Origin of the sequence: Nesterenkonia natronophila (assembly GCF_003595215.1) — a bacterium.
Taxonomy (GTDB): Bacteria; Actinomycetota; Actinomycetes; order Actinomycetales; family Micrococcaceae; genus Nesterenkonia; species Nesterenkonia natronophila.
The window spans coordinates 272,592-299,250 of record NZ_QYZP01000003.1 but is presented as its reverse complement, the minus strand read 5'-3'; the positions used below and the strand labels follow the sequence as shown (position 1 = coordinate 299,250).

18 protein-coding genes are annotated in these 26,659 nt (G+C 61.5%); 8 read left to right on the top strand and 10 right to left on the bottom strand.

Translation table 11 applies throughout. The features are described from left to right. Positions 1-152: 152 nt before the first annotated feature. A complete protein-coding gene (locus D3250_RS10360; RefSeq protein WP_119903307.1) occupies positions 153-1,745 on the bottom strand; it encodes an NAD-dependent epimerase/dehydratase family protein in 1,593 nt (530 codons plus the stop codon). Positions 1,746-1,987: 242 nt separating this feature from the next. Between D3250_RS10360 and D3250_RS10355 the strand changes: the two genes are divergently transcribed. Both D3250_RS10355 and D3250_RS10350 read left to right on the top strand, forming a co-directional pair. Then, positions 1,988-2,452 carry a DUF6504 family protein gene (locus tag D3250_RS10355; protein WP_225973277.1) on the top strand — a complete coding sequence of 155 codons (465 nt, stop codon included), beginning with the start codon at positions 1,988-1,990 and terminating at the stop codon, positions 2,450-2,452. Then, complete coding sequence (locus D3250_RS10350; protein WP_119903306.1) at positions 2,449-5,718, top strand: DNA polymerase III subunit alpha; 3,270 nt, start codon at positions 2,449-2,451, stop codon at positions 5,716-5,718. Before D3250_RS10355 ends, D3250_RS10350 begins: the two co-directional genes overlap by 4 nt. A gap of 71 nt (positions 5,719-5,789) precedes the next feature. On the opposite strand, the gene D3250_RS10345 is transcribed toward D3250_RS10350, so the two are convergent. From D3250_RS10345 to dut, 5 genes are all read right to left on the bottom strand, one after another. Further along, on the bottom strand, positions 5,790-8,624 hold the full coding sequence (locus D3250_RS10345; RefSeq protein WP_119903305.1) for an aconitate hydratase: 2,835 nt from the start codon (positions 8,622-8,624) through the stop codon (positions 5,790-5,792). Between the two features lie 124 nt (positions 8,625-8,748). After that, a complete protein-coding gene (locus D3250_RS10340; protein WP_119903304.1) occupies positions 8,749-10,167 on the bottom strand; it encodes a class I SAM-dependent RNA methyltransferase in 1,419 nt (472 codons plus the stop codon). Continuing rightward, positions 10,164-10,832, bottom strand: a complete 669-nt coding sequence (locus tag D3250_RS10335; RefSeq protein WP_119903303.1) for a DUF3159 domain-containing protein — start codon at positions 10,830-10,832, stop codon at positions 10,164-10,166. Before D3250_RS10335 ends, D3250_RS10340 begins: the two co-directional genes overlap by 4 nt. Beyond that, the gene (locus tag D3250_RS10330; protein ID WP_119903302.1) at positions 10,829-11,680 is read right to left on the bottom strand and encodes a DUF3710 domain-containing protein; all 852 of its coding nucleotides are present in this window, start codon (positions 11,678-11,680) and stop codon (positions 10,829-10,831) included. The genes D3250_RS10335 and D3250_RS10330 overlap by 4 nt, the downstream gene beginning before the upstream one ends. Before the next feature lie 8 nt (positions 11,681-11,688). Next, positions 11,689-12,162, bottom strand: coding sequence for a dUTP diphosphatase (dut, locus tag D3250_RS10325; RefSeq protein ID WP_119903301.1), 474 nt, complete (start codon positions 12,160-12,162; stop codon positions 11,689-11,691). 128 nt (positions 12,163-12,290) lie between these two features. On the opposite strand from dut, the gene D3250_RS10320 reads away from it, so the two are divergent. Then, positions 12,291-12,773 carry a DUF3093 domain-containing protein gene (locus D3250_RS10320; RefSeq protein ID WP_119903300.1) on the top strand — a complete coding sequence of 161 codons (483 nt, stop codon included), beginning with the start codon at positions 12,291-12,293 and terminating at the stop codon, positions 12,771-12,773. Between the two features lie 39 nt (positions 12,774-12,812). Here the strand turns inward: D3250_RS10320 and D3250_RS10315 are convergent, their stop codons facing one another. Further along, complete coding sequence (locus tag D3250_RS10315) at positions 12,813-13,109, bottom strand: DUF4193 domain-containing protein (protein WP_119903299.1); 297 nt, start codon at positions 13,107-13,109, stop codon at positions 12,813-12,815. A 175-nt stretch (positions 13,110-13,284) separates the two neighbouring features. Here D3250_RS10315 and sepH point away from each other — a divergent pair, with 175 nt between their 5' ends. Beyond that, a complete protein-coding gene (gene sepH, locus D3250_RS10310) occupies positions 13,285-14,523 on the top strand; it encodes a septation protein SepH (protein ID WP_158583128.1) in 1,239 nt (412 codons plus the stop codon). Positions 14,524-14,540: 17 nt separating this feature from the next. Here sepH and D3250_RS10305 read toward each other — a convergent pair whose 3' ends face one another. Next, complete coding sequence (locus tag D3250_RS10305; RefSeq protein WP_119903297.1) at positions 14,541-15,752, bottom strand: alkaline phosphatase family protein; 1,212 nt, start codon at positions 15,750-15,752, stop codon at positions 14,541-14,543. A gap of 2 nt (positions 15,753-15,754) precedes the next feature. Continuing rightward, complete coding sequence (locus D3250_RS10300; RefSeq protein WP_119903296.1) at positions 15,755-16,369, bottom strand: DUF5998 family protein; 615 nt, start codon at positions 16,367-16,369, stop codon at positions 15,755-15,757. Positions 16,370-16,461: 92 nt separating this feature from the next. Here D3250_RS10300 and D3250_RS10295 point away from each other — a divergent pair, with 92 nt between their 5' ends. From D3250_RS10295 to D3250_RS10285, 3 genes are all read left to right on the top strand, one after another. After that, positions 16,462-17,511 (top strand): 3-oxoacyl-ACP synthase III, encoded by a 1,050-nt coding sequence (locus tag D3250_RS10295; RefSeq protein ID WP_119903295.1) that lies wholly within the window; start codon positions 16,462-16,464, stop codon positions 17,509-17,511. 98 nt (positions 17,512-17,609) lie between these two features. Further along, positions 17,610-20,234 (top strand): alpha/beta fold hydrolase, encoded by a 2,625-nt coding sequence (locus D3250_RS10290; RefSeq protein WP_225973276.1) that lies wholly within the window; start codon positions 17,610-17,612, stop codon positions 20,232-20,234. Then, a complete protein-coding gene (locus tag D3250_RS10285) occupies positions 20,231-21,268 on the top strand; it encodes an NAD-dependent epimerase/dehydratase family protein (RefSeq protein ID WP_119903569.1) in 1,038 nt (345 codons plus the stop codon). Before D3250_RS10290 ends, D3250_RS10285 begins: the two co-directional genes overlap by 4 nt. Positions 21,269-21,278: 10 nt before the next feature. On the opposite strand, the gene D3250_RS10280 is transcribed toward D3250_RS10285, so the two are convergent. Continuing rightward, positions 21,279-23,981: a bifunctional acetate--CoA ligase family protein/GNAT family N-acetyltransferase gene (locus D3250_RS10280; protein ID WP_119903293.1), complete on the bottom strand. Its 2,703-nt coding sequence runs from the start codon at positions 23,979-23,981 to the stop codon at positions 21,279-21,281. 60 nt (positions 23,982-24,041) lie between these two features. Between D3250_RS10280 and D3250_RS10275 the strand changes: the two genes are divergently transcribed. After that, the gene (locus D3250_RS10275; RefSeq protein ID WP_119903292.1) at positions 24,042-26,582 is read left to right on the top strand and encodes a DNA gyrase/topoisomerase IV subunit A; all 2,541 of its coding nucleotides are present in this window, start codon (positions 24,042-24,044) and stop codon (positions 26,580-26,582) included. The last annotated feature ends 77 nt before the right edge of the window (positions 26,583-26,659 follow it).

The following is a 26,659-nucleotide window of genomic DNA, read 5'->3' as shown; positions in this document are numbered from 1 at the left end:
TCCTCTGTTCTTCATCTGATTGGACGGTCACACTCAGCCTACCCTTTTTACGAGTAACTCAAAAGAGGAATAGGTCCTTCTCAGCTGAACTCCGGCTACCGAGGAGTGGATGCAGCCTCCTCCTCGAAGCCCAACCGAGGGAGCACCGCGCTTCACTCCTCCAGCGAAAAAGTGGAGCGGCCTCTGCGGAAGACCTTGGGCCGAGCATAAGCATGAACTTGGTCAAGATGCTCCCGCTGATCATCGGCGGCCTCGATCAGTTGATCGAACACCGAGCGATCGACTCCGAGCTCCTCGGCGTAGTCCGAGAGCACCTCCCATCCCTGACGCTTGGCGGTGACGGCTCCCAACATGAGTTCTGTCTCCAACACCAGAGCTGCTGGCGACCGTTTCAACGGTCTGGCGTATGGTTTGGCCCGGCTCAGCCGTTCCCCCACCCAGAGTGCTGGGGCAGCAACAGCTGGACGAGGAAAACCTTGACTCTGGATCAGTCTGCTGAGCCACTGATGTTCGGAGCCGATAGCTTCCGCCACTTGGGACAGCTGCGGATAGACGGGCGTGTCCTCAAAAGCGGCCGCCATCGCCTGAATGCGTTTCAGTCCTGCAGTGGCACCTGCAAGGTGATCTGCCATATAGCTGCGCAGCAGTCCGGTATCGATACCGGGAGGTAGTTGATGATTTTGAGCAGGGAGCGGATGCTCAGTCAAAGACGATTCACTGCGTGGACGAAGCGGAATCGAACCACGCCCCTCCCCCTCTCCCATGGCCTCCAGCAGTTCGTTCAAGGCGTCTGCCCCGGAGAGTTCTGGACTCCACCCCAGCGTGGAACGTGCTCGTGAGGTGTCCATGATCGGCGAGTGACGCGCCATCTCCAGCCACCCTTCGTCCGTGGGCAGCAGTCGCGCGCGATGCGCAGACTTGACCAGCGGCTTCAGAGGCGAAAACGGCACGGAAATGCTGGCTTTGCCGCTGCGCCCCGAAATGATCGAGGCCAGCGCTTCGCCGGTGAGGACATCGTCGGAAGCAATATTGAAAGCACCCCGGGCTCCACGGATAATCGCCTCAGCGTAGGCTCTTGCGACGTCGCGGGCATGGACTGCCTGAACTCTAATGCCGTTCGGCATAGGGACCATGGGCGGGCGCACTGTGTTCAGAAGCTGCACTGGGGCCAGTTTTCCCAGGAAGTAGCGCTGAATCTCCGACCCCGCCGCAGCTTGGAAAATCAGTCCAGGACGAAGTCTGGCCAGAGCGATCTCTGGATGTGCTGCTTCAAAGGCGTCCATCACCCGCTCCTGGGCCGCTTTGTCTTCGCTGTAGTGCGAACCAGCGATGCCCTCCGTCCCCCAAGATTCGTCGCGAGGATGGTCATCATCCACCGGAGAATAGGCGCCCACCGAGGAAGCCACTGCTATTCTTCGCACACCGGCTTCGGCTGCGGCCTTGAGCACATGCTCCGTGCCGTTGACATTCACTCGGCGCAACAGCTCTCGTTGGGAATTCGGCTGAATCAGCCAAGCCAGATGGATCACGGCATCTGCACCGGAGAAGAGCTCGGCCAGGGTGGCTGTCGAATCAGGGCTCTGGATATCTACGCTGTCCCACTCCGCATGGCAGAACGGTTCCACCTCAGCATCCGGTAGGCGCCGGGCAAGTCCGAGGATGGAAGTGACCTCCGTCCGGATAGAGAGCTCCTCCAGCACAGCAGAACCGGCATTCCCGGTAGCTCCCACAACAACAACGCGCATGTGATTTCCTCCCCTGGTGCACTTGATCTGCGTTTACTCTTCTTCGGCAGATTCTTTGTTCACCCGACCATGCCCAGCTGAGCTTTTCCCGGATAGTTACTGCGTGTGCGGTGCCTATCACCGGAGCGGAAGGGTCTCCAGGGTCAGGCGTAAGCTCTGCATTGCTATCGAATCTATGTTCGAATACGATGGGTGCTCCGCGCTTCCCATCAGGTTCGCGCCATGATGCAAGGAGCCTGACAATGACAGCACATCCTCATTACTTCTCCGCCCCGTCTGGGCTGCGGCAACGCTCAGGGCCCCCACCCGGAGTGACGCGTTTGGTCTCGGCAGAGACAGCTGCGGCCTATGCGCGAAGGAGAACGTCCGAGGACACTATCGGATCGCCTGAAGTGCGGATCACAGAACATGTAGAAGTGGTGGTGAGTGAACAGGGCCTCCCGCTACACCTGTGGTGGCGAGAACGTGGTTATGACGTGATCGCCGAGCCTCTCCGTTGGTTCGCCCGCCGCCGCTGGTGGGCTGAAGACTCCCGCGCTGAACGAGGGCGGGCCGGTTTGGTCTCCCAGGAGGTGTGGCGCATCCAAATACAGGACCCGCTCACCGCGGAGCGGATCACTGTAGATCTCGGCAGGAGCTTGGCGGCTGAGCGGTGGCGTCTGCTGCGCATTCACGAGAACCCGCAGGCGCCCGAGGCGGTGGAATGACCTTCACCCACCTACATGTGGCAAGTTGTTTCTCAAGCCACTACGGAACAGCGACCCCTGGTGAACTGGCTGCTGCAGCGGCGGCTGGAGGATCCCAGGCCTTGGCTTTGACTGACCGCGACGGGCTCTATGGGGCAGTCCAACATATCGAGGCCTGCACTGAGCACGGGCTCACACCCATCCTTGGGGCGAACCTCGCAGTGAAAGACCATGGACGTGTCACCGTTTTGGCCCATGGCAGCAGCGAGGGTTACGCCGCACTGTGTCAGGCAGTCTCAGCGGCCCATGAAGGAACAAGGGCCACCACTGGCGGTCCTGAACCCGCGCTCTCACGGGTGCGGCTTGCTCAGCAGTGCCTCCCGGTCAGCTTCGACTCACCTCGGCTGTTCGTCCTATTGGGTACAGAATCCGATGTGGGGAGGCTGGCAGCAGCACGTCGCTACCGACCGGCCAGAAACGCACTGCGCCAATGGCACCAGGCACTTGGTGCTGCTGTCTATGTTGAACTTGTCTCTCATCTTGCTCCTCCGGGAGAGGAACTCTCCACCGCCCATGCAGCACGAATGCTCTCGGCTGCTGCCGCCTGCCGCGTACCTACGGTACTTACCAACGAGGTGCGGCTGCGCGCAGCCGATGAAGCGGCTACAGCTGATGTGCTGGATGCTGTGCGGGTGCTCAGCAGTTTGGATTCTGCACCGTTACAGCCCAATGACCAGGGCTGGCTCAAACCTGAGCCGGAGATGCGTTGCATCGCAGCTGAGATCTGTGAGGCCAGCACAGTGGCTGCTGACCCTGCTGATGTTCTCTCTGCCACTGAAGAATTGGCCCTCACCTGTCAGATTGATCCCATACACCATATGACCTACGGGGTGCCGAAAATCCCTGAGGCACATGTGATCGGCATCGAGGGATCCGCAGATGAGGAACTGCGGTTTCGCTGTGAAAAGGGCCTAAGCCACCGGCTGGAGGAGCCCCAGGTCCGGGAACGGCTGGAACACGAGTTCGCGATCATCAGAGAGCTGGGCTTCTCCTCTTATTTTCTTACCGTTGCGGAAGTCGTACGGCTGATTCATGAGCTCGGAGTGCGATGTGCAGCCCGCGGGTCAGGAGTCTCCTCACTCGTTGTTCACGCGTTGGGGATCAGCCCCATAGATCCTATGAAGCATGGGCTGATCTTTGAACGGTTTCTCTCACGGCGTCGCACCACACTGCCCGATATTGACATTGACGTTGAATCTGCGCGCCGCCACGAGATCTATCAGAAAGTCTTTGACAGGTTCGGCCGAGAACGGGTGACTTTGATGAGTATGCAGAATGCTTATCGGATCCGCGGAGCTGTACGTGATGCGGGTATGGCTCTGGGGCTTCCTGACGAAGAGCTTGATCAGCTGGCAGAAATCATGTGGCGCTTCCCCGCTCGGGAGTTCCGACAGGCCTTGGAGGACAAGCCTGAGCTGAAACAATTGGCCCAACGAATCGAGAGTGAACGTGGCTCCGGACGTACCCAGTTGGACCTGCTGGTGGATCTCACAGAACGCCTCGACCGGCTGCCCCGGCACATCTCAACACACCCCTGTGGGGTAATCCTTGGGGACAAAGACCTGCTGAGGCTCACACCTGTACAACCGAGCGGCGTGACAGGCCTGCCGATGAGTCAATTCGGCAAAGATGATATGGATCCGGCAGGCTTTATCAAGTTAGATATCTTGGGAGTTCGCATGCAGTCGGCCATTGCACACTGCCTTGACGAGATAGCGCGCACCAGTGGTCAACGTATCGATCTCAATACGATCAGTTTTCAAGACCAGGAAACCTTTGATCTGATCCAATCAACACACACCCTGGGCTGCTTCCAAATTGAGTCACCGGGTCAGCGGGAGCTTATTGGGAAGCTCATTCCAACTTCTCTCGAGGACCTTATTCTTGACATTTCCCTTTTCCGGCCCGGACCGATGGGAGCAGGGATGGTCAGACCTTTTCTTGAACGACGCCACGGTTTCGAAACCACCCGCTACCCGCATTCTGATCTCATCCCCATTCTGGAGGAGACCTGCGGCGTCATTGTCTATCACGAGCAGGTCTTGCGGATTTTCGACACCATGACGGACTGTGGGCTTGCTACTGCAGATGTGCTGCGAAGGTCATTGTCCAAAGAACACGAGAGCATCGAGGTAGAGGCCTATTTCCGTTCCAGGACAGCGGAACGCGGTTATGCACAGGAGGTTATTGATGAGGTGTGGCGTCAGCTGGCCAGTTTCGGTTCATTCGGCTTCTGCAAAGCCCACGCTGCTGCTTTTGCCGTTCCTACGTACCAGTCCGCATGGCTGAAGACACATTATCCGGCCGCTTTTATGACGGGGTTGTTCGAACACGACCCTGGTATGTATCCGCTGCGGTTGTTGGTGGCTGAGGCGCGTCGCCTCCAGATCCCCTTACTTCCGATGGACGCCAATCGGTCTAGGGGGCACTACCGGTTGGAACAGCTTCCATATCCGATACCGTCATCTACCGAGAACAAGCCGGATCTCACCTGGGGCATCCGCATGGCACTGACCACACTCAAAGGAATCTCGGCGGCTGAAGTCCACCGAATTGAAAAAGAACAGCCCTTTCATTCACTGGCAGATCTGCGCGATCGCGCCAAACCTCGGTTCAACACTATGAAGGCGCTGGCGAGAGTGGGTGCTCTGGACTCTTTTCTTCCGGGGGGAACAGAGCGGACTCGTCGTAATGATCTCTTTGCCTGGATCGAGCGCACTGGTCAACGCAAAGCTCAGCAGAGACGGTCTCCTCCTTCAGCCGGTCAGCTGGCTCTCCCTCTATCCGATACTGAGACCAGCAATCTTCCTACCGTCGAGTCAGGTCCCACCAATACCGAAATTCTGGCCACTGAACTCGAGCTGACCAGTGTGGACACAACTGATCATGTGATGAGCGTGCACCGTGAGCAACTTGCAGGTGTAGGTGTCACTTTCGCTAAGGATCTTCTGCACAAGCGCAGTGGTGCCGCTGTTTGTGTAGCTGGAATTCGGGTCGCTACCCAAACCCCCCCTATGGCATCAGGCAAACGAGTGGTTTTCATCTCTCTGGACGACGGCACCGGTGTGGTGGACCTGTCCTTTTTCGATGAAGGTCAGGCCAACACAGGCCGAGCTCTCTTCGCAGCAAAAATGCTCATGGCGGAGGGGACCATACGCCGCACCGGCCCTCGAGCGGTCACTGTCCAGGCCACCCGGGCCTGGGACCTGCAGGAAGACCTAAGCTGACTGCCGGTTAACAGCGCGGGAGGGCAGGTCCGCGGACCTGCCCTCCCGCTAAGCTCCTACGCTGGTGCCGACTACTTCACAAGCGAACGAAGCACGTACTGCAGAATGCCACCATTGCGGTAATACTTAGCTTCACCAGGAGTGTCAATGCGCACAACCGCATCGAACTCAATGGTCGAGCCGTCCTCCTGCGCGGCACTCACGTGCACCGTCTCAGGAATCTCACCATCGTTGAGCTTGGTGATGTCAGAGATGCTGAAGGTCTCAAAGCCGGTCAGTCCCAGTGTCTCTGCAGACTCACCCTCAGGGAACTGCAGGGGCAGGACACCCATACCGATGAGGTTGGAGCGGTGGATTCGTTCGAAAGATTCGACGATCACTGCCCGGACCCCCAGCAGGCTGGTTCCTTTGGCGGCCCAGTCACGGGAGGAGCCGGAGCCGTACTCCTTACCACCCAGGACTACCAGAGGGATTCCGGCTTCCTGGTAGTTCATAGCCGCATCATAGACATACGCCTGCTCACCATCCTTGGTGAAATCACGGGTGAAGCCGCCTTCGACGCCGTCCAGCAGCTCATTCTTGATCCGGATATTGGCAAAGGTGCCACGGATCATCACCTCATGGTTGCCGCGCCGTGAGCCGTACGAATTGAAGTTCTTCCGCTCAACGCCATTCTCCAGAAGGTAGCGTCCTGCGGGAGTGTCGGATTTGAAGGAGCCCGCTGGTGAGATGTGGTCTGTGGTCACCGAATCACCCAGCTTCAGCAGAACCCGAGCTCCTTCGATATCGCTTACCGGCTCTGGCTCCAGCTCCAATCCGTCAAAGTAGGGGGCCTTGCGCACATAGGTGGAGTTCTCGTCCCAGGTGAAAGTGTCTCCCTCAGGGGTGTCCAAGGACTGCCACCGGTGGTCCCCGTCAAAGATCGAACCGTACTTCGAGGTGAACATGTCCGTGTCGATGGACTCCTCAATGATCTTCTCCACTTCGATGGGATCGGGCCAGATGTCCCGAAGATAGACATCTTCCCCCTCGGAGTTCTGACCCAATGGGTCATTCTGGAAGTCGAAGTCCATTGTTCCGGCAAGTGCGTAGGCCACCACCAGCGGCGGTGAGGCAAGGTAGTTCATCTTCACGTCAGGATTGATTCGACCCTCGAAGTTGCGGTTGCCCGAAAGCACCGAGGTCACAGCGAGGTCCTCGTCCTGAACCGTCTTCGAAATTTCCTCTTCCAGCGGACCGGAGTTGCCGATGCAGGTGGTGCAGCCGTAGCCGACTACGAAGAAGCCGATCTTCTCAAGGTATTCAATGAGACCGGACTTTTCGTAATAGTCGGTCACCACTTTGGAACCGGGAGCGATAGACGTCTTGACCCAGGGCTTCTGGGTGAGTCCCTGTTCCACTGCGTTGCGAGCAAGGACCCCGGCAGCAAGCATCACGTTCGGATTGGAGGTGTTGGTGCAGGAAGTGATTGAGGCAATCGAGACAGCACCGTGATCCAAGTTGAACTCCCGGCCGTCGGGCATCGAGACCGGAGTGGGGTGCGAGGGTCGGCCTACGACAGGTTCAGCATTGGGGTCCATCTGCCGCGGTTTGTCGGCCGGGTCCTGTGACTCGTCAGGGGTGTGTGAAGGCGCATCCGAGCTGGGGAAGGATTCCGCAGAGGCTTCGTCCACTTTGCCGTTGATGGCGCCGCTGACTACTTCCGTCTCTTCGGCCACGTAGTTGTGGATGTCTTTGCGGAACTGCTCCTTCGCATCGGTGAGCTCAATGCGATCCTGCGGACGCTTCGGGCCCGCGATAGAAGGCACCACAGTAGAGAGGTCGAGCTTCAGCTGCTCAGAGAAGCGCAATTTCCGTGAGGGGTCGTGCCACATCCCTTGCTCTTTCGCGTAGGCCTCGACCAGCGAAAGCTCCTCCTCGGTGCGTCCGGTCAGGCGCAGGTAGCTGATGGTGACGTCGTCGATCGGGAACATGGCGGCGGTGGAGCCGAACTCCGGGGACATGTTGCCGATAGTCGCACGGTTGGCCAAAGGGACCTCGGCCACACCGTCGCCGAAGAATTCCACAAACTTGCCGACCACCCCGTGCTCCCGCAGCATCTGCGTAATCGTGAGCACCACGTCGGTGGCGGTGGCACCGGCCGGGATCTGCCCGGAGAGTTCGAAGCCGACCACACGTGGGATCAGCATGGAGATCGGCTGGCCGAGCATCGCTGCCTCAGCCTCAATGCCGCCCACTCCCCAGCCCAGCACGCCGAGACCGTTTTCCATAGTGGTGTGGGAGTCCGTTCCGACGCACGTGTCCGGGTAGGCGCGCAGCGTACCGCCGACCTCCCGAGTCATTACGACTCGAGCCAGTGACTCGATGTTGACCTGGTGCACGATTCCCATACCTGGAGGAACCACTTTGAAGTCGTCGAAAGCTGTCTGGCCCCAGCGGAGGAACTGGTAGCGCTCACCGTTGCGCTGGTACTCGATGTCCATATTGCGCTCGATGGCGTCTGAGTTGCCGAAAGAGTCAATCTGGACCGAGTGGTCGATGACCATCTCTGCTGGAGCCAGCGGGTTGATCTTCGACGGATCACCACCGAGATCTGCCACAGCCTCACGCATTGTGGCCAAGTCCACCACACATGGCACACCAGTGAAGTCCTGCATCAGCACCCGTCCGGGCGTGAACTGAATCTCAGTATTGGGCTGGGCGGTCTCATCCCAATCGCCGATGGCTTTGATGTGATCGGCGGTGACGTTCTCACCATCTTCGGTGCGGAGGAGGTTCTCCAATAGCACCTTCAGGCTGTACGGGAGAGAATCGTATCCCTCAACCGCGTTGAGTCGAAAAATCTCGTAATCGGCGCCGTCGACGTTGAGTACGCCTTTTGCTCCGAAACTGTCCACTGTGCTCACGCTTAGACTCCTTAGTCTCGTTGGCGGGCTGCCACAGCGCTTGGGTGCGCGCTCATCGATATCCATCCTACTCATACCGGCGGGTCGATCGGCATAGGTGCGACTCACCCCAGTCACACAGGGGTTAGGAGCGTTCGAAGAGGGCGACAGATTCCATGTGATGCGTATTGGGATACAGGTCGAGCAGGGCAATGTCTCTGATGGTCCACCCGAGGTCACAGAGCAGCCTGGAATCCCGGGCGAAAGAGGCGGGGTCGCAGGAGATATAGATGATCTGACCAGGATCAGCGGCGTCAATTCCGGACAGGACCCGCTTGGCTGCCCCAGTCCGCGGAGGGTCCAAGACGACCAGGTCGCTGGTGACGAGTCTGTTCGCCGTGCTTTCGGCAGTGGCCTGGACGACCTCCACATTCGGCACTCCCGCAAAGAGCTTCCGCGCCGCATCCGATGTCGGTGACGCAGCCTCGACGGAGAGCACCTGTCCGGAGGCCCCTGTGCGCGAGGCTGCCCAGGCTGTGAACAGGCCAGCACCGGCATACAGGTCAATTGCTGAGCCGCCAGCTGGAAGATGAGCCATGCGGTCCACGGTGCGGACCAGTGCACTGGGCGCGCTGCGGTGAATCTGCCAGAAACCCTCGGGAGGAAGAGTCACAGCCAAACGGTCCCCCACCGGGGTCGGCAGCGGCTCGCTGATCGTGCGGTCTCCCACCACCACACGATAGTCAACGCTGGAAGGCTGCAGCTGGTCATAACGACGACGGCCTCGGCGGGACGGAGCTGTCTCTGCCGCCAGAATGATGCTGCCGACCTTCGGAGACGACGCGGCGAGATCCATAAGCCTGCCCTCGAGCCCTGTGGGAGACTCCGAACCGCTGGGGCTCCCCGTGCGGACGATCAGTGTCAGGGGCTCTTCTCCCCCGGGTGCCACAACATCGACACTGCGGGCACCTGCGAAGTTCCACGAGAAGATTCCGGAGGCCCCGACCGATTCCACCGCCAATGGCATGGATCGCAGCGGAATGAGCTCATGAGACCTGCTGGGCTTCATAGCCAGCGAACCCCCGACAACACCGAAACTGACCCTCGTGCGCCAATGCATCCCCGCAGCGTCAGCTCCGGGCAGGTGCTCTGCGATGATGTCACCCTCGGGCCCCATGTGGTCGGTGTCGAGGGTACTGATGTCGATACTGCCGATTCGCTGCATCGTGTCTCGAAAAACCTGCGACTTCAGTCGCCGTTGGTGGACGTCCGTGATGTGACCGTAGTCGGCGCCTCCGACCGGCAGTTGGTCATGATCATAGGCACGCAGGGCGTCGGCCTGCTTCCAGGGGTGACGGCGGCGGTGGTCGGAACCTTCCAGGACGTCGATGACATCAGCGCGCCAGAAGCGCGACGTGCTGCTTCCGTCAGTGACCACTGCGCGAACTGTCTCACCCGGCACGGCGTGCCGGACGAAGACAACTCTTCCCTCATGCCGGGCCACACAGTGACCGCCGTGGGACATCTGCCCCACTGCCAGTGTCAGTATCTGGTGTCCCGTCATTGCCGCGGGCTCGGCTCACGTTCCCGGGTGATCATCCAACCCAGCCACAAAGCGAAAGCGTAGAGTGGGACTCCCATCACCACACGGGTGACGCCGAGGGCCGTCTCGTTGTCGGCGAAGTACAGTGGAAGCTGAACAATGAGGCGTGAGGCCAGAACTGCGGTGATGATCCACGTGGCCACCGCGTAGCTGCGACGTCGCACCGTATCTTGGCGCCACTCCATACCTTCACCGCGGATGACTCCGAAGATTACGCCCATCAGCGGCCATTTCACCGCTATAGAGATGGTCAGCGCCAGGATGTAGCCCACATTAATGAAAAATCCGGGGACGTAGTAGCCGCGGGCTTCTCCCGAGAAGTGAGCGAACGCAGCGCATATCAGCACCCCGGCAAGACCGGAGAGAGACTGCATGAGACTTCCGCGCTGCACGATTCGCACCACTGAGAAGAGGGCGCCCACCGCAATCGAAAGGATGATGGCAAGGGGCAGGTCGTCAACGAGCAGATAAGCAGTCAGGAAGCTCGTTGCCGGCAAAGCGGCCTCGATGATGCCCCTCCAGCCCCCCACTGATCCCATCACATCGAGTGAGCCGTCCTCACGCGTGCTGAGTCGGCGGGCCGCTGAGCCTGAGAGCTGCTGGCCCAAGGGGTCCTGCGATGTCATGGGGTTGAGGAGTTGCTGGAGCTGTCGGAGCCACCGGGTTTCGTGGCGGCAGATACCCCGTTGGTGCGGTTCTGCTGACCGCGCGCCCCGATGCGCTTAGCTCCTTCCGGCGGCTTCAGCTTCAGCAGCTCTCGCGGCGGCAACGGATCGTCGCCGCGGACAACCACGATCCGGGAGAACAGTTCTTCGACTCCGGCGGATGCTTTCCGGTCGATTGCCCCTCGCCCACCGATCACCCCGCGCAGGAACCATCGGCTGCCTTCACTGCCGATGAAGCGTGCCGCCCGCCAGCCTTGGCGGCCATCCTTCAGAACAGTGGGTACGCGAGCGTGCAACTCCTTGCCGAACCGACCTTCCAGGATTCTGGCTCGTCCCTTCTGCTTGGTGACGGACTCCTGAATCTGCTCACGCACGTCCTGCCACACCCCGCCGGACTTCGGTGCGGAGAATGCCTGAAGTTGGACGCTTGCCTGACCAATGGTGATGGTCAGGGACACCACGCGCTTGGTCTTCTGATCAATGTCCAGACGGATCTTCTGCCCCTTGGCAGCGGGTACGAGAATGGCCCCAAAATCGATGTAACCCTTGGTGGTGTCCACATCTCTAGCATCATGCGGACCCTGACCAGGCTTGAATGTCGTGGGAGGGGTCGGAGCCTCCTGAGTGGCGTCCTCTGTCGCCGATTCGGTCACCGCGTCCTGATCACCAGCCACCGCATCATTGTCCCCAGAGACCTCAGCCTCTGTTATTTCCACTTGAGGCTCATCGTTGGCCGGCTCAGACTCGAGGGCCTCCTTGATGGTCGCCGGCCGCTGCGGCTGATCCTTCTTCTTCTTGCCGAAGAGCATGAAACTCCTTATCGCTGTTGTGCGTAGTGGTCGGGGGTCGAGCTCAAGCCGCTTGATCCGAAACCGCCGGCTCCGCGCGAGGTCTCTGGCAGCCTGTCGACTGGAACGAAATGTGCCCGTGCCACTTCTTGGAAAACCATCTGAGCGATTCGGTCACCGCGCGTGAAGCTCACCGGCTGAGTGGGATCGGTGTTGATCAGGAGGACCTTCAGTTCACCGCGGTAACCGGAATCGACCGTCCCCGGAGCGTTAACTATGCTCACCCCGTGTCGAGCAGCCAGACCGCTGCGCGGGTGCACCAGGCCGACCCAACCTGTCGGAATCGCCACAGCCATGCCAGTGGGCACCATGCGCCGCTCCCCCGGCGCCAGCGTGAAGTCCTCGGCGGTGACCAGATCAGCTCCGGCGTCGTCATCATGGGCATAACGCGGCAGGGGCAACTCAGGGTCGAGCTGTTGAAGGGGAACCTGAATGCTTTTCACGTTTCCTGATTCTACCGGCTAGTTCATCCGACAATGATGCTGGTGGTTGCCTAATCCGCCCCTGCGTAGAGAGTTATGCAGCAATCGGCGCCTGTGGCGGCCCTCATTTCCATGCGACGATAGAACCTATGAGTGATTCTGTACGTTACGTCGAGAAGTTGTGGCCCGCTTGGTGGATCTGGGTCGCTGGGGTCATCATCGGCGGTTCGTTCTCCACTATCTTCTTCCCCATCGGTATCGGTCCCGGCATGATCGCAATGATCATAGGTGTCGCAGCCTGCGCCGCGGCGCTATTGGCCATCACACCCCGGATCGAGGTGACTGATCACACGCTCAAGGTAGGAAGAGCCCAGATCGAGCGCCGGCACATCGGACATGTAGTCGCTCACCGCGGCGGGGCCGCTCGCGAGCAGTTGGGGCCTGGATTCGATGCACGCAGCTATCAGTGCATCAGGGGGTGGATAGATCCGGTCGTCACAGCTGAGATCACCGACGATCAGGATTCGACACCGTACTGGCTGTTCTCCACCCGGCAGCCCGAGAAGCTCTTGGCGGCAATGGGGTCCCACGAGCCGGTGCAGACCAGCGGCGTCTCAGTCACCGAAGACTGAGCACATCCTAGGCCCGCCGGCCCGAGGGAAAGTGGGACTTCAGTCCTCGCAGTCTTTGCAGACCAGTCCGCTGGGACCCTCGATAGCCTGCGACCGGTGCCTTACCAGGAAGCAGGAGGTACAGGTGAACTCGTCAGACTGGGCGGGAAGTACGCGTACCTGGAGCTCCTCATCGGAGAGGTCGGCCCCGGGCAGCTCGAAGCCTTCGGCAGCCTCAGTCTCATCCTCGTCCACCACCGCGGACTGGCGGTTGGTGGAGCGGTTCTTGAGTTCCTCGATCGAGTCTTCGCTAACGTCGTCTTCGTTCTTGCGCGGGGCATCGTAATCGGTCGCCATATTCTTGGTGCTCCAATGGTGGTTCGTGCGTCTTTCGCCCAGGTCGGTGCAGGCCCGGCAAACGAGTGAGGTCGCACAGATTGTGTCGTATCACGTGCCTTGTGACAAGTCGGAGTCAACAGGTTACAAGCTCAATCCTTCCAGGTGGGGTTGAGCCGCTCCTCCGTCAACTGTTGTGCTCCGCGATACAGTTGCCCAAACACATGACCACACCACCGATTTCACACGGAGGACACTGCTGATGCAGGATCTGCGGATCGTGGGGGTCGACCCAGGGACGGAACGCCAAGCACCCCGGCTGCTGCTCTCTGACGGGTCCGACGCCGAGTATGGCCTCCCTGTGGACCAGTCGCTGCGTGCCGCTCTGGCACGCGCGGCTTCCCCCGCTGAGAAGAAGACTGAGCCACCCGCCCTGTCTCCGCGCGCCATTCAAGCTCGGCTGCGCGCTGGTGCGACTCTCGAGGAGGTCGTGGAAGATTCTGGGCTGACCCGTGAGCACGTCCTGCGCTACGCCGGGCCGGTAGCGGATGAGCGAGCGTACCGTGCCGCCCGTGCGAAGGACACTGTGGTGGCCCAGGCCTCCACAGCAGAGCAGCACAGGTTGGCTTTCGGAGACGGACCGGCGACCTTAGAGGCGATGGTGACGGTACGGCTGCGCTCCATGGGAGTAGCCCTGGAGTCAATGACCTGGGACGCCTGGCGCCGCGACGACGGTCGATGGGCGGTCACCTGTGACTTCGATGCGGCCTCCTCAGACACCCATGCTGCGGGGATCGGACAGAAGCCGCCGGCGGAATGGACATTCGACCCCGCGGTACGAACCGTGCGGCCGGAGAACAAATGGGCCGAGTCGCTGAGTTCGCTTCCCCCGGTGACTCGCACACCAAGCAGTCCTCGGCGCTTGACTGCGGTCGACAGACCGTTCAACGTCGACGACGAGACCGAGCCGCACACTCCCCGCACTCCGGAACCGCCAGTCCAGCCCGTGCCATCCACCGGCGATGGTGCTGATCACGAGGGCCTGCTCGACCTTCTCCGCGCACGCCGCGGCCAGCGTCTAGGAACCGACGAGTCAGGTGACGATAAGCTCGCCACTCTGCTGACCCGCGATGAAAAGGCCGTTAGCCCGCCCGCTGAGGAACAGCGCACGGACACACTTCCCGGAATGGCTGAGGAGCCGGAGGAGCCAGAGGAGTCTGCGCCCCACGCTGAAGAGGCGGTGACCGACACTACTGATGCCTGGGGATTCAGCTACGAAGAGAATTCCGGTGAGCCTCAATCTGCCGCAGAGGAGAGCGCCTCCGAACAGGAGGATGAGGGAGAGGTTTCACCACCGCGACCGAAGAAGCGCGGCCCATCAAGGCGTCCGACGATGCCTCGGTGGGATGACATCCTTTTCGGCAACAAGGACTGACGCGCAGCCACCATCACTCACCCGCCGAGACTCCGAGCGGTGAGCTCCAGCAGTGGGACACGCCGCTCAGCCTCGGTGAGCGACCCGTGCTGCCCAACCATCTTCAACGGCGCGTCGCCCGTCCGCTCAGTGTGGAAGAGAGCCAGCTCTCCATGGACCGCGACCAGAACGTCGCCAATACGTGGCAGTACGCGTTGGTCAACCTTGCCGAACCAGCCCTCTTCCATCGCCTGTTGACGGGTCATCACCCAGGCCTGGTCGCCGAAGACTGCTCGCCACTGCGCAGCGACATGCTCCGTATACCGCGCGTTCTCAGCATAGAGGTGCAGGAACCGGGGTTCACCGCCGGTGTGGGAAACACCCTCCAGTAGGTCTGCTCGCCCTGTGATGTCTATCCGACAGTCCTCGGAAATATTGACCATGCCGTGATCAGCGGTGAGCAGAACTGTTGCCTGCTCGCCGAAATCATGTGAAAGCTGTCGGCTGAACCGTGAAATTGCGGCGTCGAGCGCCTCAAGCATTCGGATCCACGGCTCGGAGCCAGCACCCGCCCGATGGCCAGTCTTGTCGAGCTCGTCGACGTAGAGGTACACCATGAGCGGATCGGGACGCCCGCGCTGCAGGCTCCCTGGGATGGGCCTCTTGCTGCGTATCCACTCAGCGGCCAGGTTGAATCGCTGCTCCAGGGTCTCCGCGCCCGCAAACTCACCGCCGCGGAGCGCGGCGCGGGTCAGCGCGGAATCCCGGAACTGGGGTCGGGAGGATGTCAGCACCTTCGCGCCAGAGGCGGCGGTCTGCTCGAACACCGTGGGGTAGGGCTGCCAGGTGAGGGGATCAACGTCATCGTCCCACTGGCCCAGCATATTGACCACCCTGCCCACGTCGGGTGCAAACACGTCATATCCGACCAGACCATGCTGTCCCGGTGATAACCCTGTGCCCAGACTGGCCAGCGACGACGCTGTGGTTGTCGGCGCCCCAGTATCCAGTATTCGGGCGGAGGAGCGGCACCGCCAGGCCCCCGCTAGGAAGCGTGCGTGCCCAGAGTGCGCAGCCAGAAGCTGATCCCCCAACCCGTCGGCCAGTACTACGACACCGATACTCGCGGGAGGGATGCCGAGCTGATTGGTGAACCCCCGCACCCCAAGCGCAGCTGCTGTCGAGGTCAGGACATGACGAAGGTGCCGCCCGGCATTGTCCGGCGCCTCGGGCATGGTATTCGTCGACATGCTCAGCGCGAGTATTTGACGGTCGCTCGGCGCAGAGCGCGGACGAAGCTGCGCGCCTCATCCACTGCGGTGTCGCCCTCAGCCGTAGCGGCGATGCGCAGGGTCACGTCTTCAGGAACCACCGTGCCGGTGTCACCGTGATCGGCCACGCAGTCGGGGTTGCCGCAGTCTGCCGGCATAGAGTCGAACCGCGCGCTGCCGGTCCAATTGATGTTGAGTGAGACCTCGGCCAAACCGCGGTCCGGTCGGAACTCATCAGGTCTGCGGTGGACCTCGGAGAGGATCAGCGAGCGGAGCCGTACGACGGGGACCACCTCGGTGGAGATTCGCGCCACCACCTCCGAGGAGCCGGAGGGGCCTGAGTCCTCGTGCTGGAACGGACGGTCTTCTTCAGCGTCATGATCGTCCAGGTGCGCCACCACCATCACGTCTTCGGCCAGCACCAGGACGGTGATGTGTCGGTGGACCTCTTCGAAGTCGAAATGAGTATCAACGTGAACGATCTGCTGTTCAGGTTCGCGGCCGTCGAGGGCCTCCGTTACGGTGTGATGCACCAGGGACGGGTAGAACCCGCCGCGGTCGATGGCCTCTTTCAGAGAGACAGTGGATGTGCCCATAGCCCTCCATAGTATCGCCGGCGGCCTAGTGCATTCTCGAAACGTCACGGTTTCGATTCGCTGCGGACAGCTGGATTCTGGATAATGGACCGGTGCTTGAAAACCAGAGCGACGGAAACGCGACATTCCACCACCGCAATGCCGCGCTTCTGTCAGTGACAGAGGTAGAGGCGCCGGAGGTGCTCACTTCTAAGCACCTGGATCAACGGCTTGCCGATGCTCTGAAAAGGCTGAGACTTCCCACCGGGCTGCTGCAGCGAGTCGCAGGTGTGCGCGCCCGGCGAAATTGGCGGGCTGACGGTGACGTTCGGGCTGGAACGGTGCTCGCCGGTCGGAAAGCTTTGGACGCTGCTGGAATTGATCCCTCAGAGGTCTCGATGATGATCAACACCTCCGTGAGCAGAGAGCAGCTGGAGCCGTCTGTCGCAGTGGCCCTGCACCACGAACTGGGACTGCCGAGCTCGGCTATGAACTTCGACATCACCAATGCTTGTCTGGGTTTTGTTAACGCCATCACACTGGCCAGCTCGCTCATCGACGCCGGCCAAGTCAAGTACGTGCTGATCGTTAATGGTGAAGACGCGCGCAAAGTGCAGGACGCAACCATCGACCGCATCAATTCACTGGAAGATGGGCTCTCCAGGGAGGATTTCATGAGTGAGTTCGCCTCCCTCACACTCGGATGCGGTGCTGCGGCAGCTGTCGTCGGTCCAGCTGACGCACATCCAGAGGGTCACCGGATCATCGGCGGTGTCACGCGAGCGGCCACCCAGCACCACGGGCTCTGCGTCGGAGACCACCGTGGTATGTTCACCGACGCCCGGGGCCTCCTGGACGGCGGCCTAGAGCTGGTAATGGACGCATGGAAGGATGCCAAGACGCACTTTGACTGGCAGCAAATGGACTCCTACGTCACCCACCAAGTGTCGCAGCTGCACACCTCGTCGATCATCAAGGCCGCCAAACTCGACAAGAAACGCGTGCCGGTGACCTATCCCGAGCTGGGCAACGTGGGTCCAGCTTCACTTCCCATCACTTTGGCCCGCGAAGCCAATGCCGGGAGCCTGTTCGCAGGAGCCCGAGTGTTGTGCATGGGGGTCGGGTCGGGGCTGAACACGGCCATGGTTGAGATCCAATGGTGAGGTGGTGGCGCTCCCTTCCGGCACGGGGTGCGCGCCTGCCTGCGGAAGCGCTGAGGAAGACGCCACTGCCCGGTATGGACCCGCGATGGTCTCGCTTAGTGACCGCCGAGTCCTCCGACGGTCCTCACACCTTTCATGTCTTGGACACCGGCCCGCTTCTGGAGGATCGGGGTCTCAGGCCCACCGGAACGATTCTTGCTCTGCACGGCAACCCGACCTGGTCATATATGTGGCGCGCTGTGCTCGAGGCCTCAGTGCAACACGCCGGGCCGCTTTCCGCATGGCGGGTGATCGCACCGGACCAACTGGACATGGGATTCTCCGATCGGTTGGCCCACACCGAACCGCCCGCACCGGCAGCCACGAGCTACCGTAGGCTCAGCCAGCGGTTGGCTGACCTCGATGGGCTCGCTGCTGCTCTGGACCTTGACCTCGACAAACCTGTAGTGACCCTCGGTCACGATTGGGGAGGAGCCATCTCGCTGGCCTGGGCCGTGCGCAACAGCGAAACTGTCGACGCCGTGGTCTCGCTGAACACTGCCGTGGATCATCCCACTGCAGAGGCGGTGCCCCCTGCTCTGCGTGCAGCCATGGCTCCCGGAGTGCTGCCCAGCGCTACGGTGCTGACCGACGCCTTCCTTCGTGTCACACTGAGCCTGGCGGACGGGGGCCTCCCCAGCGAGGTGGCAGGCGCCTACCGTGCACCCTACGTTTCACGCTGGAGCCGCGGCGGCATTGGGGGATTCGTCGCCGACATACCCGCAACAACGCAGCACGTTTCCCGCAATGTGCTGGAAGAGCACTCAGCAGGTCTGCGCGAGTGGAAGAAACCCGCTTTGCTCATGTGGGGTCCCAAAGACCCGGTCTTCCGCGACCGGTACCTCCACGATCTGCTTGCTCGCCTTCCGAAGGCGGACCTTCACCGCTTCGAAGGCGCCGGACACCTCCTCGCAGAGGACCGAGACATAGCGAAGGTGCTCTTCACCTGGCTCGGCGATACTTTCCGAGAAGGGGAGACTGTCACCTCAGTCTCTCCCCCAGCAGCCGAAGAGGTGACAGCCTTACATCACCAGCTGGACCAGATGGCGGCGTCCTGGCGGCGAGATGCCCCGGCGGCGGTGCAGCTCACCGACGAGCACACCGCTCAGGTCAGTTGGGCAGAGCTGAAGTCACAGGTTGACTCCCTCGCCACTGGATTCTATGAGCAGGGTATGCGCAGCGGTGACCGGGTGAGTCTGCTGGTGCAACCCGGAAACCAGCTCACCGCAATCCTCTACGCCTGTCTGCGGCTCGGGGCGGTGGCCGTCGTGGCTGACGCAGGACTCGGTCTGAAGGGCATGACGCGGGCGGTGCGCAGCGCGTGGCCCGACTGGGTCATCGGGGAGAGGCCCGGCCTTCTCGTCGCCAGCGCACTGGGCTGGCCCGGCAGACGGATCAGCGTTGATGCACTCACGCCCAGGACAGCGAGAATCGTCTCCGCAGAAGCTTCTGTGGAGCGGCTGCTGCGCCGCGGCAGTTCAACCACACTCGAAGCAGTTCCGGTTCCAGACCCTGAGGCTCACGCCGCTATTCTGTTCACTTCCGGTTCCACCGGACCGGCCAAGGGTGTGGTCTACACACACCGCCGGCTGGGTGCCCTGGTGGCGCTCCTCAGACACACCTTCGCTGTTAACCCCGGGGCTTCTCTGATCGCCGGCTTTGCGCCATTTGCCCTGCTGGGTCCGGCTATCGGCGCGACCTCCGTCACCCCGGATATGACGGTGACAAAACCGGCCACCCTGACCGCCAGCGCCGTGGCCTCTGCGGCCGCTGCCGGCGAGGCCACTATGTTTTTCGGATCACCCGCGGCCCTCGCCAATGTGGTCGCCACCTCTGAAGGACTCTCAGCTGACCAGACCGCCGCACTGCACCGGATTCGTCTCGTGCTCTCCGCGGGGGCACCAGTGCATCCGGACCTGCTGGACCGGGTGCAGCAGCTCTTCCCAGAGGCTGACTTGCACACCCCCTACGGGATGACCGAGGGACTGCTGCAGACTGACATCACCCGGCAGCAGATTCACACAGCTATGGAAACTGAGCAGCTCGGTGTCTGCGTGGGCAGGGCAGTGGAGGGTGTCGAGTTTGCTGTCGCGCCCCTCGATGAACTGGGAGAGCCGTCGGAAAGCCTCAGTGAGCCGGATGCTGACCCTGGTGTTCTCAGCGAAATCGTCGTCTCGGCAGCGCACCTGAAAGCGGGGTACGACCGATTGTGGTTGACCGACCGCAAATCTCGACGTGACCGGCATCGCGGCCTACTGTGGCACCGGACCGGGGATATCGGCCACTTCGACACCGCCGGACGGCTCTGGATTCAAGGCCGACTGCAGCACGTGATGACAACGCCGGCCGGCCCCATCGGCCCCGGCGCCGTCGAAACTCGTGTCGACACCCTCCCAGAGATCTTGCGTTCAGCCGCCGTCGGTGTGGGACCCCGTGGGACCCAAGCCGTGGTCGTGATCATTGAGCCCTGCCCGGGGCACCGGTTATCAGTGGGCTCTTCGCCACTGGCTCTGCCTGAACTCAGTAGGCGAGTGCGCGAGGCCTCCGTTGACGTCCCAGTCGCCGCTGTACTTGTGGTGGACAACCTTCCCACCGACATTAGACACAACTCGAAAATTGACCGTACTGCCTTAGCAGAATGGTCTGACAGAGTCCTCTCTGGAGACCGGGTGTGCGCACCATGACACCTCAGCGCCGTCACGAGATCTTGCCGCCTTCGCGGGTGCTTGTCACCGGAGCTTCGGGCCTACTCGGACGCAGCGTCGCAGCCCGATTGGCTGCACTGGGTTACCGGGTGACCACCTTCCAGCGCAGCCCCTCCGCTCTGCCTGAGGTCCGTGACGTCCGTGGTTCGCTCAGCGATGCTCGGGCCGTCGAGGAAGCCGTCGAAGGCCAGGACGCAATCGTTCACATGGCCGCCAAGGTTTCCGTCTCAGGGCGCCGGGAAGACTTCGAACAGGTCAACATTCTCGGCACTGAACAGCTCTTCAACGCAGCATGGGCTGCCGGTGTGGACAATGTGCTGCATGTCTCCTCGCCGTCAGTCGCTCACGCCGGCAAATCGCTGGTGGGCGCTCCGGCCGGTGCTGCTGACCCAGAGCATGCGGTCGGCCACTACGCGCGGACCAAGGCTGAGGCTGAGCTGATTGCTGAAGCCCGAGGCTCAGTTGGCATCAACGTGCTCATCCTTCGGCCCCATCTGGTCTGGGGACCCGGTGACGGCCAGCTGACGAGACGGATCATTGACCGGGCCAAGTCAGGCCGACTGCCGCTGCTGGGCAGTGGAGCCCCCCTAGTAGACACGCTCTACATCGACAACGCTGTTGACGCGTTCGTCTCGGGGCTGCGTGGGCTGCCGCGCATCGCTGGGCTGCCCATGGCTGACCGGCGCTTGGTGGTGACTAACGGTGAACCACGTCCGATCGGCGAGTTGATGATGGGCATCGCTGAGGCAGGGGGTGCACGGAGACCTTCGCTGCGGCTTCCCCCGGCTGTCGCTAAGGCTGTGGGGTCAGTCGTGGAAAAGGTGTGGGAGGTCACCGGCCCCCACGAGGATGAGCCGCCCATGACCAGGTTCTTGGCCGAGCAGCTGTCGACAGCTCACTGGTTCGATCAGCGGCATACTCGAGCCGTTCTTGACTGGACCCCGCGAGTGAGCATCGACCAGGGGCTCGAAGAACTCGCACGCCACATTCGACGGACCGGAAGAGTCCTCTGAGGACCGCAGCTCAGTAACGCGACATCGCACGGCGGGCAGAATCAGTCCTCTGCTCCGGATTGGCGATGTCTACGCTGGCGTGGAGGATGCTGACCCCTTCTGGGGACGCCAAAAGAGGAGAGAGCTGGATGTTGGCGACCTGGGCGTGGTTGTCCTTCAGCATCGCCACCCGCTGCACAGTATCGGCCAATGCGTCGAAATCCACCCCGGGCACTCCCTGATGTCCGAAGAGCTTCTTGGCCGCCTTTGGGGTCCCCAGCAGTCGAGAGATGTCCTGGTCTGTGAGCGGAGGAACGGCGTGGGCCCAGTCGTCCAAGAGGTCCACAGCATCCCCGGACATTCCGAAGGACAGCACCGGTCCGATCATCGGATCCTCAATTGCACGCACGATGCACCCCTGACCCGTAGGGGCCATCGACTGCACCTCCAGCCCGGGGCTTCCATACTTGGCAAGCTGGCGACGCATATCAGAGACGACCCGACGAAGCATGGCTTCAGAATCGATGTTCAGCTGCACTCCACCCAGATCCAGCCGATGACGGAGGTAGACGTTAGTGGACTTCACCGCCACCGGGTACCCCAACTCTTCAGCCGCGGCTGCTGCCGCATCGGGAGAGTCTGACGAGAGTGACGGCAGGACCTCCAGGCCATAATGGGCCAATAACTGCTGCGTCTCCTCCTGGGTGAGCCGGCGCAAGGCCGCTCCCTCGACCGTCTTGAGCCACTCCGACAGGAGCGCATCCGCTGCACGCGCCACCTTGGTGCCCTCCAGCCCTTCCGGTATCAGGGCCTCCCCCACCCCCTGCGCCCTCCATGTCTGGTACCGGACAATCTTGGACAGCGCGGAGATGGAGCGGGCGGGCGAGGAGAAGATAGGCACGCCCTGCTGCAGCGCTGAGGTTTCGATGACTGGTCCAGCGTTGCCGATGTAGTTCAGGGGTACATCAGCATCGAGCGTCCCGATCAGGGACATGACCATCGGCTTAGCGTACTGCCGAGCGGTCATGGAAATCGCCCGGGAGTGGTCGTGGTGATCACCCGTAATTGTCGGCTGCAGGCACACAGCCACAGAGTCGACGTCGTGGTCCTCAAAGAGTCTCTCCAGGGCGGATGTCAGACTGCTCTCTGCTCGCAAGCGTGTCTGATCCAGGTCGAGGTCGCCAATGACAGCGGTGGGCTTCAGACCATTGGCCTCGGCCGCGTCGGCCAGCAGCCGTGCCACGGAAGGGGAATTGGCCAGGATGCCCAAGGTATGGCCGACCGGCAGCGGTTGGGTGCCCAACACTTCAAGCACGTCCATCAGCGAATCGTGGTTGCCGGTTTGGATGACCCCCGAATTCGTCAGCATCGCGTCCACAGCACTCAGTGGCGCTCGGGAAAGACGCACTTCGTGTCCGGGAGGCAGTCGGTGGCCCATCAGGTCTGTGGTGGCGACGACGACGGGTTTGGTCAGGGAGAGTCTGCGGGCGATGCGCGAGAACTTTCGAGGGTTTCCGAAGGATTCCAGGTATATTCCCACGGCTCGGGTGGCGTCGTCGTCCTCGAAGTATTGCATGGCGTCGTTGCCGGAAAGGTCTGCGCGATTGCCCGCTGAAATCACCGCTGAGAGTCCCAACTCTCTGCGGTGAGCCTGAGCGTAGAGTGAGATGCCCATTGATGCCGATTGGCTGAACAGGCCCACCCCGCCCGGCACCGGCATCACCGGAGAGAGGGAGGCGTTGAGGGAGACGCCCGGAGACGTGTTGATCAGACCCGCCGAGGCTGGCCCGATGACCCGCATCCCCCAACGCCGAGCCAACCGCACCACTTCCCGCTGCTGGTCGGTGTCAGTGCTAGTGACGATGAGCATGCCTTTGACGCCGTGGCGTCCGCAGTCAGCGACTACCTCAAGAAGCCGTTCGGGTGGGACAGCGACGACTGCCAGGTCGATATCCTGCTTAATATGCGCCAGAGAAGAAAAGGCCGGCGCTCCGGCGACCTCAAAGGCGTCTGGATTGACCGAATGGACTCCTCCGGTGAACCGCCCTTCGACGATGTTCTGCACCAGGTGGTACCCCACGGAACCGTACTCTCGCGACGCCCCGACCACCGCCACATGATCCGGCGCCAACAACTCCCCCACGCTCCGGGCCTCCGCGCGATGCTCGCGGGCTTCCATCACCGCCCGGGAACGATCGGTGGGATCGATCGGAAACTCCAGCAGCACCACGCCATCCTCGTACTTGCGCTGGACCTCATAGCCAGCCTCGGAGAAGACGGTGAGCATCTTGCGGTTCTCCGGCAACACTTCGGCGGAGAACCGCTCGATCCCCTGTTCCCGCCCGGCAGCTGCCAGGTGTTCCAAGAGGACCGAGCCCAATCCCCGACCTTGATGCCGGTCTGAGATGTTGAACGAGACCTCAGCCTCCGTGGTGTCATCTATGGTGTCGAACCCGCCGACGCCGATGATTTCATCGTCGAGCAGGACCACCATCGAGACTCGGCTGACATGGTCCACATTGGTGAACCGTTGGAGTTCTTTTTCTGTCAGGCTTGACTTATAGGTGAAGTACCGCAGGTAAATGGAGGATTCAGACTGAGCAGCGTGCATGCGTTGCAGGCGCTCCGCATCCTCTGGTCCTACCGGCCTCAGATGTGCCGCCGCGCCATCGCGAAGCACAACATCTGCTTCCCAGTGGGCCGGATATCCGCTGACTTTCGGCTTCTCACCCATAGGATCAAGACTAACCAGATAACTGCCCGCATACGAGACGAAGGACAGCTTCAACCTCTTATGGCTCGCCGCCCCGCTGCTGCTGCGCCCGTGACGCCCCCGGAAAACATCACTGACATCGACGTCTCCTCGGAGATGGAGACCTCGTTTCTGGAGTACGCCTACTCCGTGATCTACTCCCGCGCGCTGCCTGATGCGCGGGATGGGTTGAAGCCGGTCCAGCGCCGGATCCTTTACATGATGGCGCAGATGGGTCTTCGCCCAGATAAGGGACATGTAAAGTCCGCTCGCGTGGTGGGCGAGGTCATGGGAAAGCTGCATCCGCACGGCGACTCGGCCATCTACGACGCCTTAGTGCGGATGGCGCAGTCTTGGGCGCTGCGGCTGCCGCTGGTGGACGGGCACGGCAACTTCGGCTCCCTGGATGACGGCCCGGCGGCGCCTCGGTACACCGAGGCCCGTATGGCTCAGGCGGCCCTCGCCATGACAGCGGACCTTGATGAAGACGTGGTGGACTTCGAACCCAACTATGACAATCAGTTCATGCAGCCGAAAGTGCTGCCCGCGGCTTTTCCGAACCTGCTCGTCAACGGAGCTTCGGGGATCGCGGTGGGGATGGCCACAAATATGGCCCCCCACAATCTGCGTGAAGTGGTCAGCGGCGCCCGGCACCTGATTCTTAATCCAGAAGCTACTCTCGAAGACATCATGACCCACATACCTGGTCCTGATATGCCCTCAGGGGGCCGAATATCGGGCTTGGAGGGCGTGTACGAGGCGTATCGGACAGGTCGTGGCAGTTTTAAGATCCGCGCCAAGGCGAGTATCGAACAGGTGACGGCCCGCCGCAACGGCATCGTCATCACTGAACTGCCCTACATGATCGGCCCAGAGAGCATCATCGCCAAGATCAAGGAAGCCGTGCAGTCCAAGAAGCTGGTCGGCATTTCCGATGTACTGGACCTGACGGACCGCAAGCACGGCACACGGATGGTGATCGAGCTCAAAGCCGGCTTTGATCCGCGCGCATTGCTGGCGCAGCTGTACAAGCACACACCGCTGGAGACCAACTTCGGCATCAACAACGTGGCCCTGGTCAATGATCAGCCCCGCACGCTGGGGTTGCTGGAGCTTCTCCATGTATACGTCGACCACCGAATCAACGTGGTGCGGCGCCGCACGAGTCACCGACTCGGAAAGCGGCAGCATCGTCTTCACCTCGTTGAAGGTCTGCTGATCGCCATTCTTGATATCGACGAAGTCATACAGGTCATCCGAGCTGCCGACAATTCGGCCGGGGCACGAACACAGCTCATGACCATCTTCGATCTCACAGAACTTCAGGCCGAACACATCTTGGAACTGCGTCTGCGCCAGCTGACTCGGTACTCAACTCTCGAGCTTGAGCAAGAGAAGCAGAAACTTCAGGATGAGATAGCGCAGCTGGGCGCCATCCTCAACTCAGACACTCTGCTGCGCAGGACAGTCGCTGATGAACTCTCGGAAGCGGCTGACAGGCACGGCGATGACCGTCGCACGGAGCTGACCGACGCGGAGGCGGAGCCCCCGGCGCCTGCTGCCGCAACCGCTGTTGCGTCCGGGAAGGGCACTGCTGTCGCAGCCTCGCTGGAGATCCCCGATGCACCCTGCTGGGTGATGCTTTCGGAGTCCGGCATGCTGGCACGGACCACTGATCGGTCTTCACTCCTCCATCCCACCAGGCGCCGCCGGCATGATGTGTTGCGGTCCCTGGTGGCCAGTACTTCCCGGGGGAGCATCGGCGCGGTGACCACCACCGGTCGAATGATCCGAGTTCCCGTCATTGAGATGCCGACCGTGGAGGTCGCTGGCGGGACAGTGAACCTTAATCAGGGAGGCAAGGTCAAGGACTTCATGACCGGCACGCTTCAGTTGGGCAAGAAGGAGCGGCTGATCGGTCTTGTGCCGTTGGACCGGGTGGTCGCACTGGCTACCGAAACCGGTCGAGTCAAGCGCGTCAACCCGGACTATCCCCTCAACCGTGACCAATGGGAGATCATCACACTGAGAGACAAGGATCAGGTGGTCGGCGTATCGGTCGCAGCCGAAGAAGAGGATCAGCTGGTGTTCATCTCTCGGGCGGCCCAGCTACTGCGCTTTCAGGCATCCAATGTCCGTCCCCAGGGGCGCACAGGTTCAGGGGTAGCAGGAATGAAGCTCGGTACCGGTGATGCCGTCATCGGATTCACCGTGGTCCCAGCTGCGGCCGCCGAGGCACCTGCGGCTGCTGTGGTGGTCACAAGTTCGTCGGGCGCAGAGACACTTGAGGGTTTGGGCCAGGCGAGTGTGAAGGTCACTGATCTTGCTGAGTTCCCGCCCAAGGGCCGTGCCACAGGTGGGGTCCGAGCCCACCGCTTCCTCCGCGGTGAGGATCACCTCACACTAGGCTCCGCTGTGCTCGCCCCAGCTTTGGCAGCTGACCGCCGTGGTGCTGCACGGACGCTGCCCGCTGAGCTGGTCCGACGTGACGGTTCGGGGATTCTAGTGGAACAGTCAATTGATGCCGTGGCGTCCAGCCCGGAGGCACTGTGCCAGGCAGCACTGAGACTGTCCGAGGCATAAGAATGGCCCAACGCCACACTTCTACGGCGTGTAGAAAGTTGCTCCGGATCCGAGTATCCTAGTGAAATAACCACTCT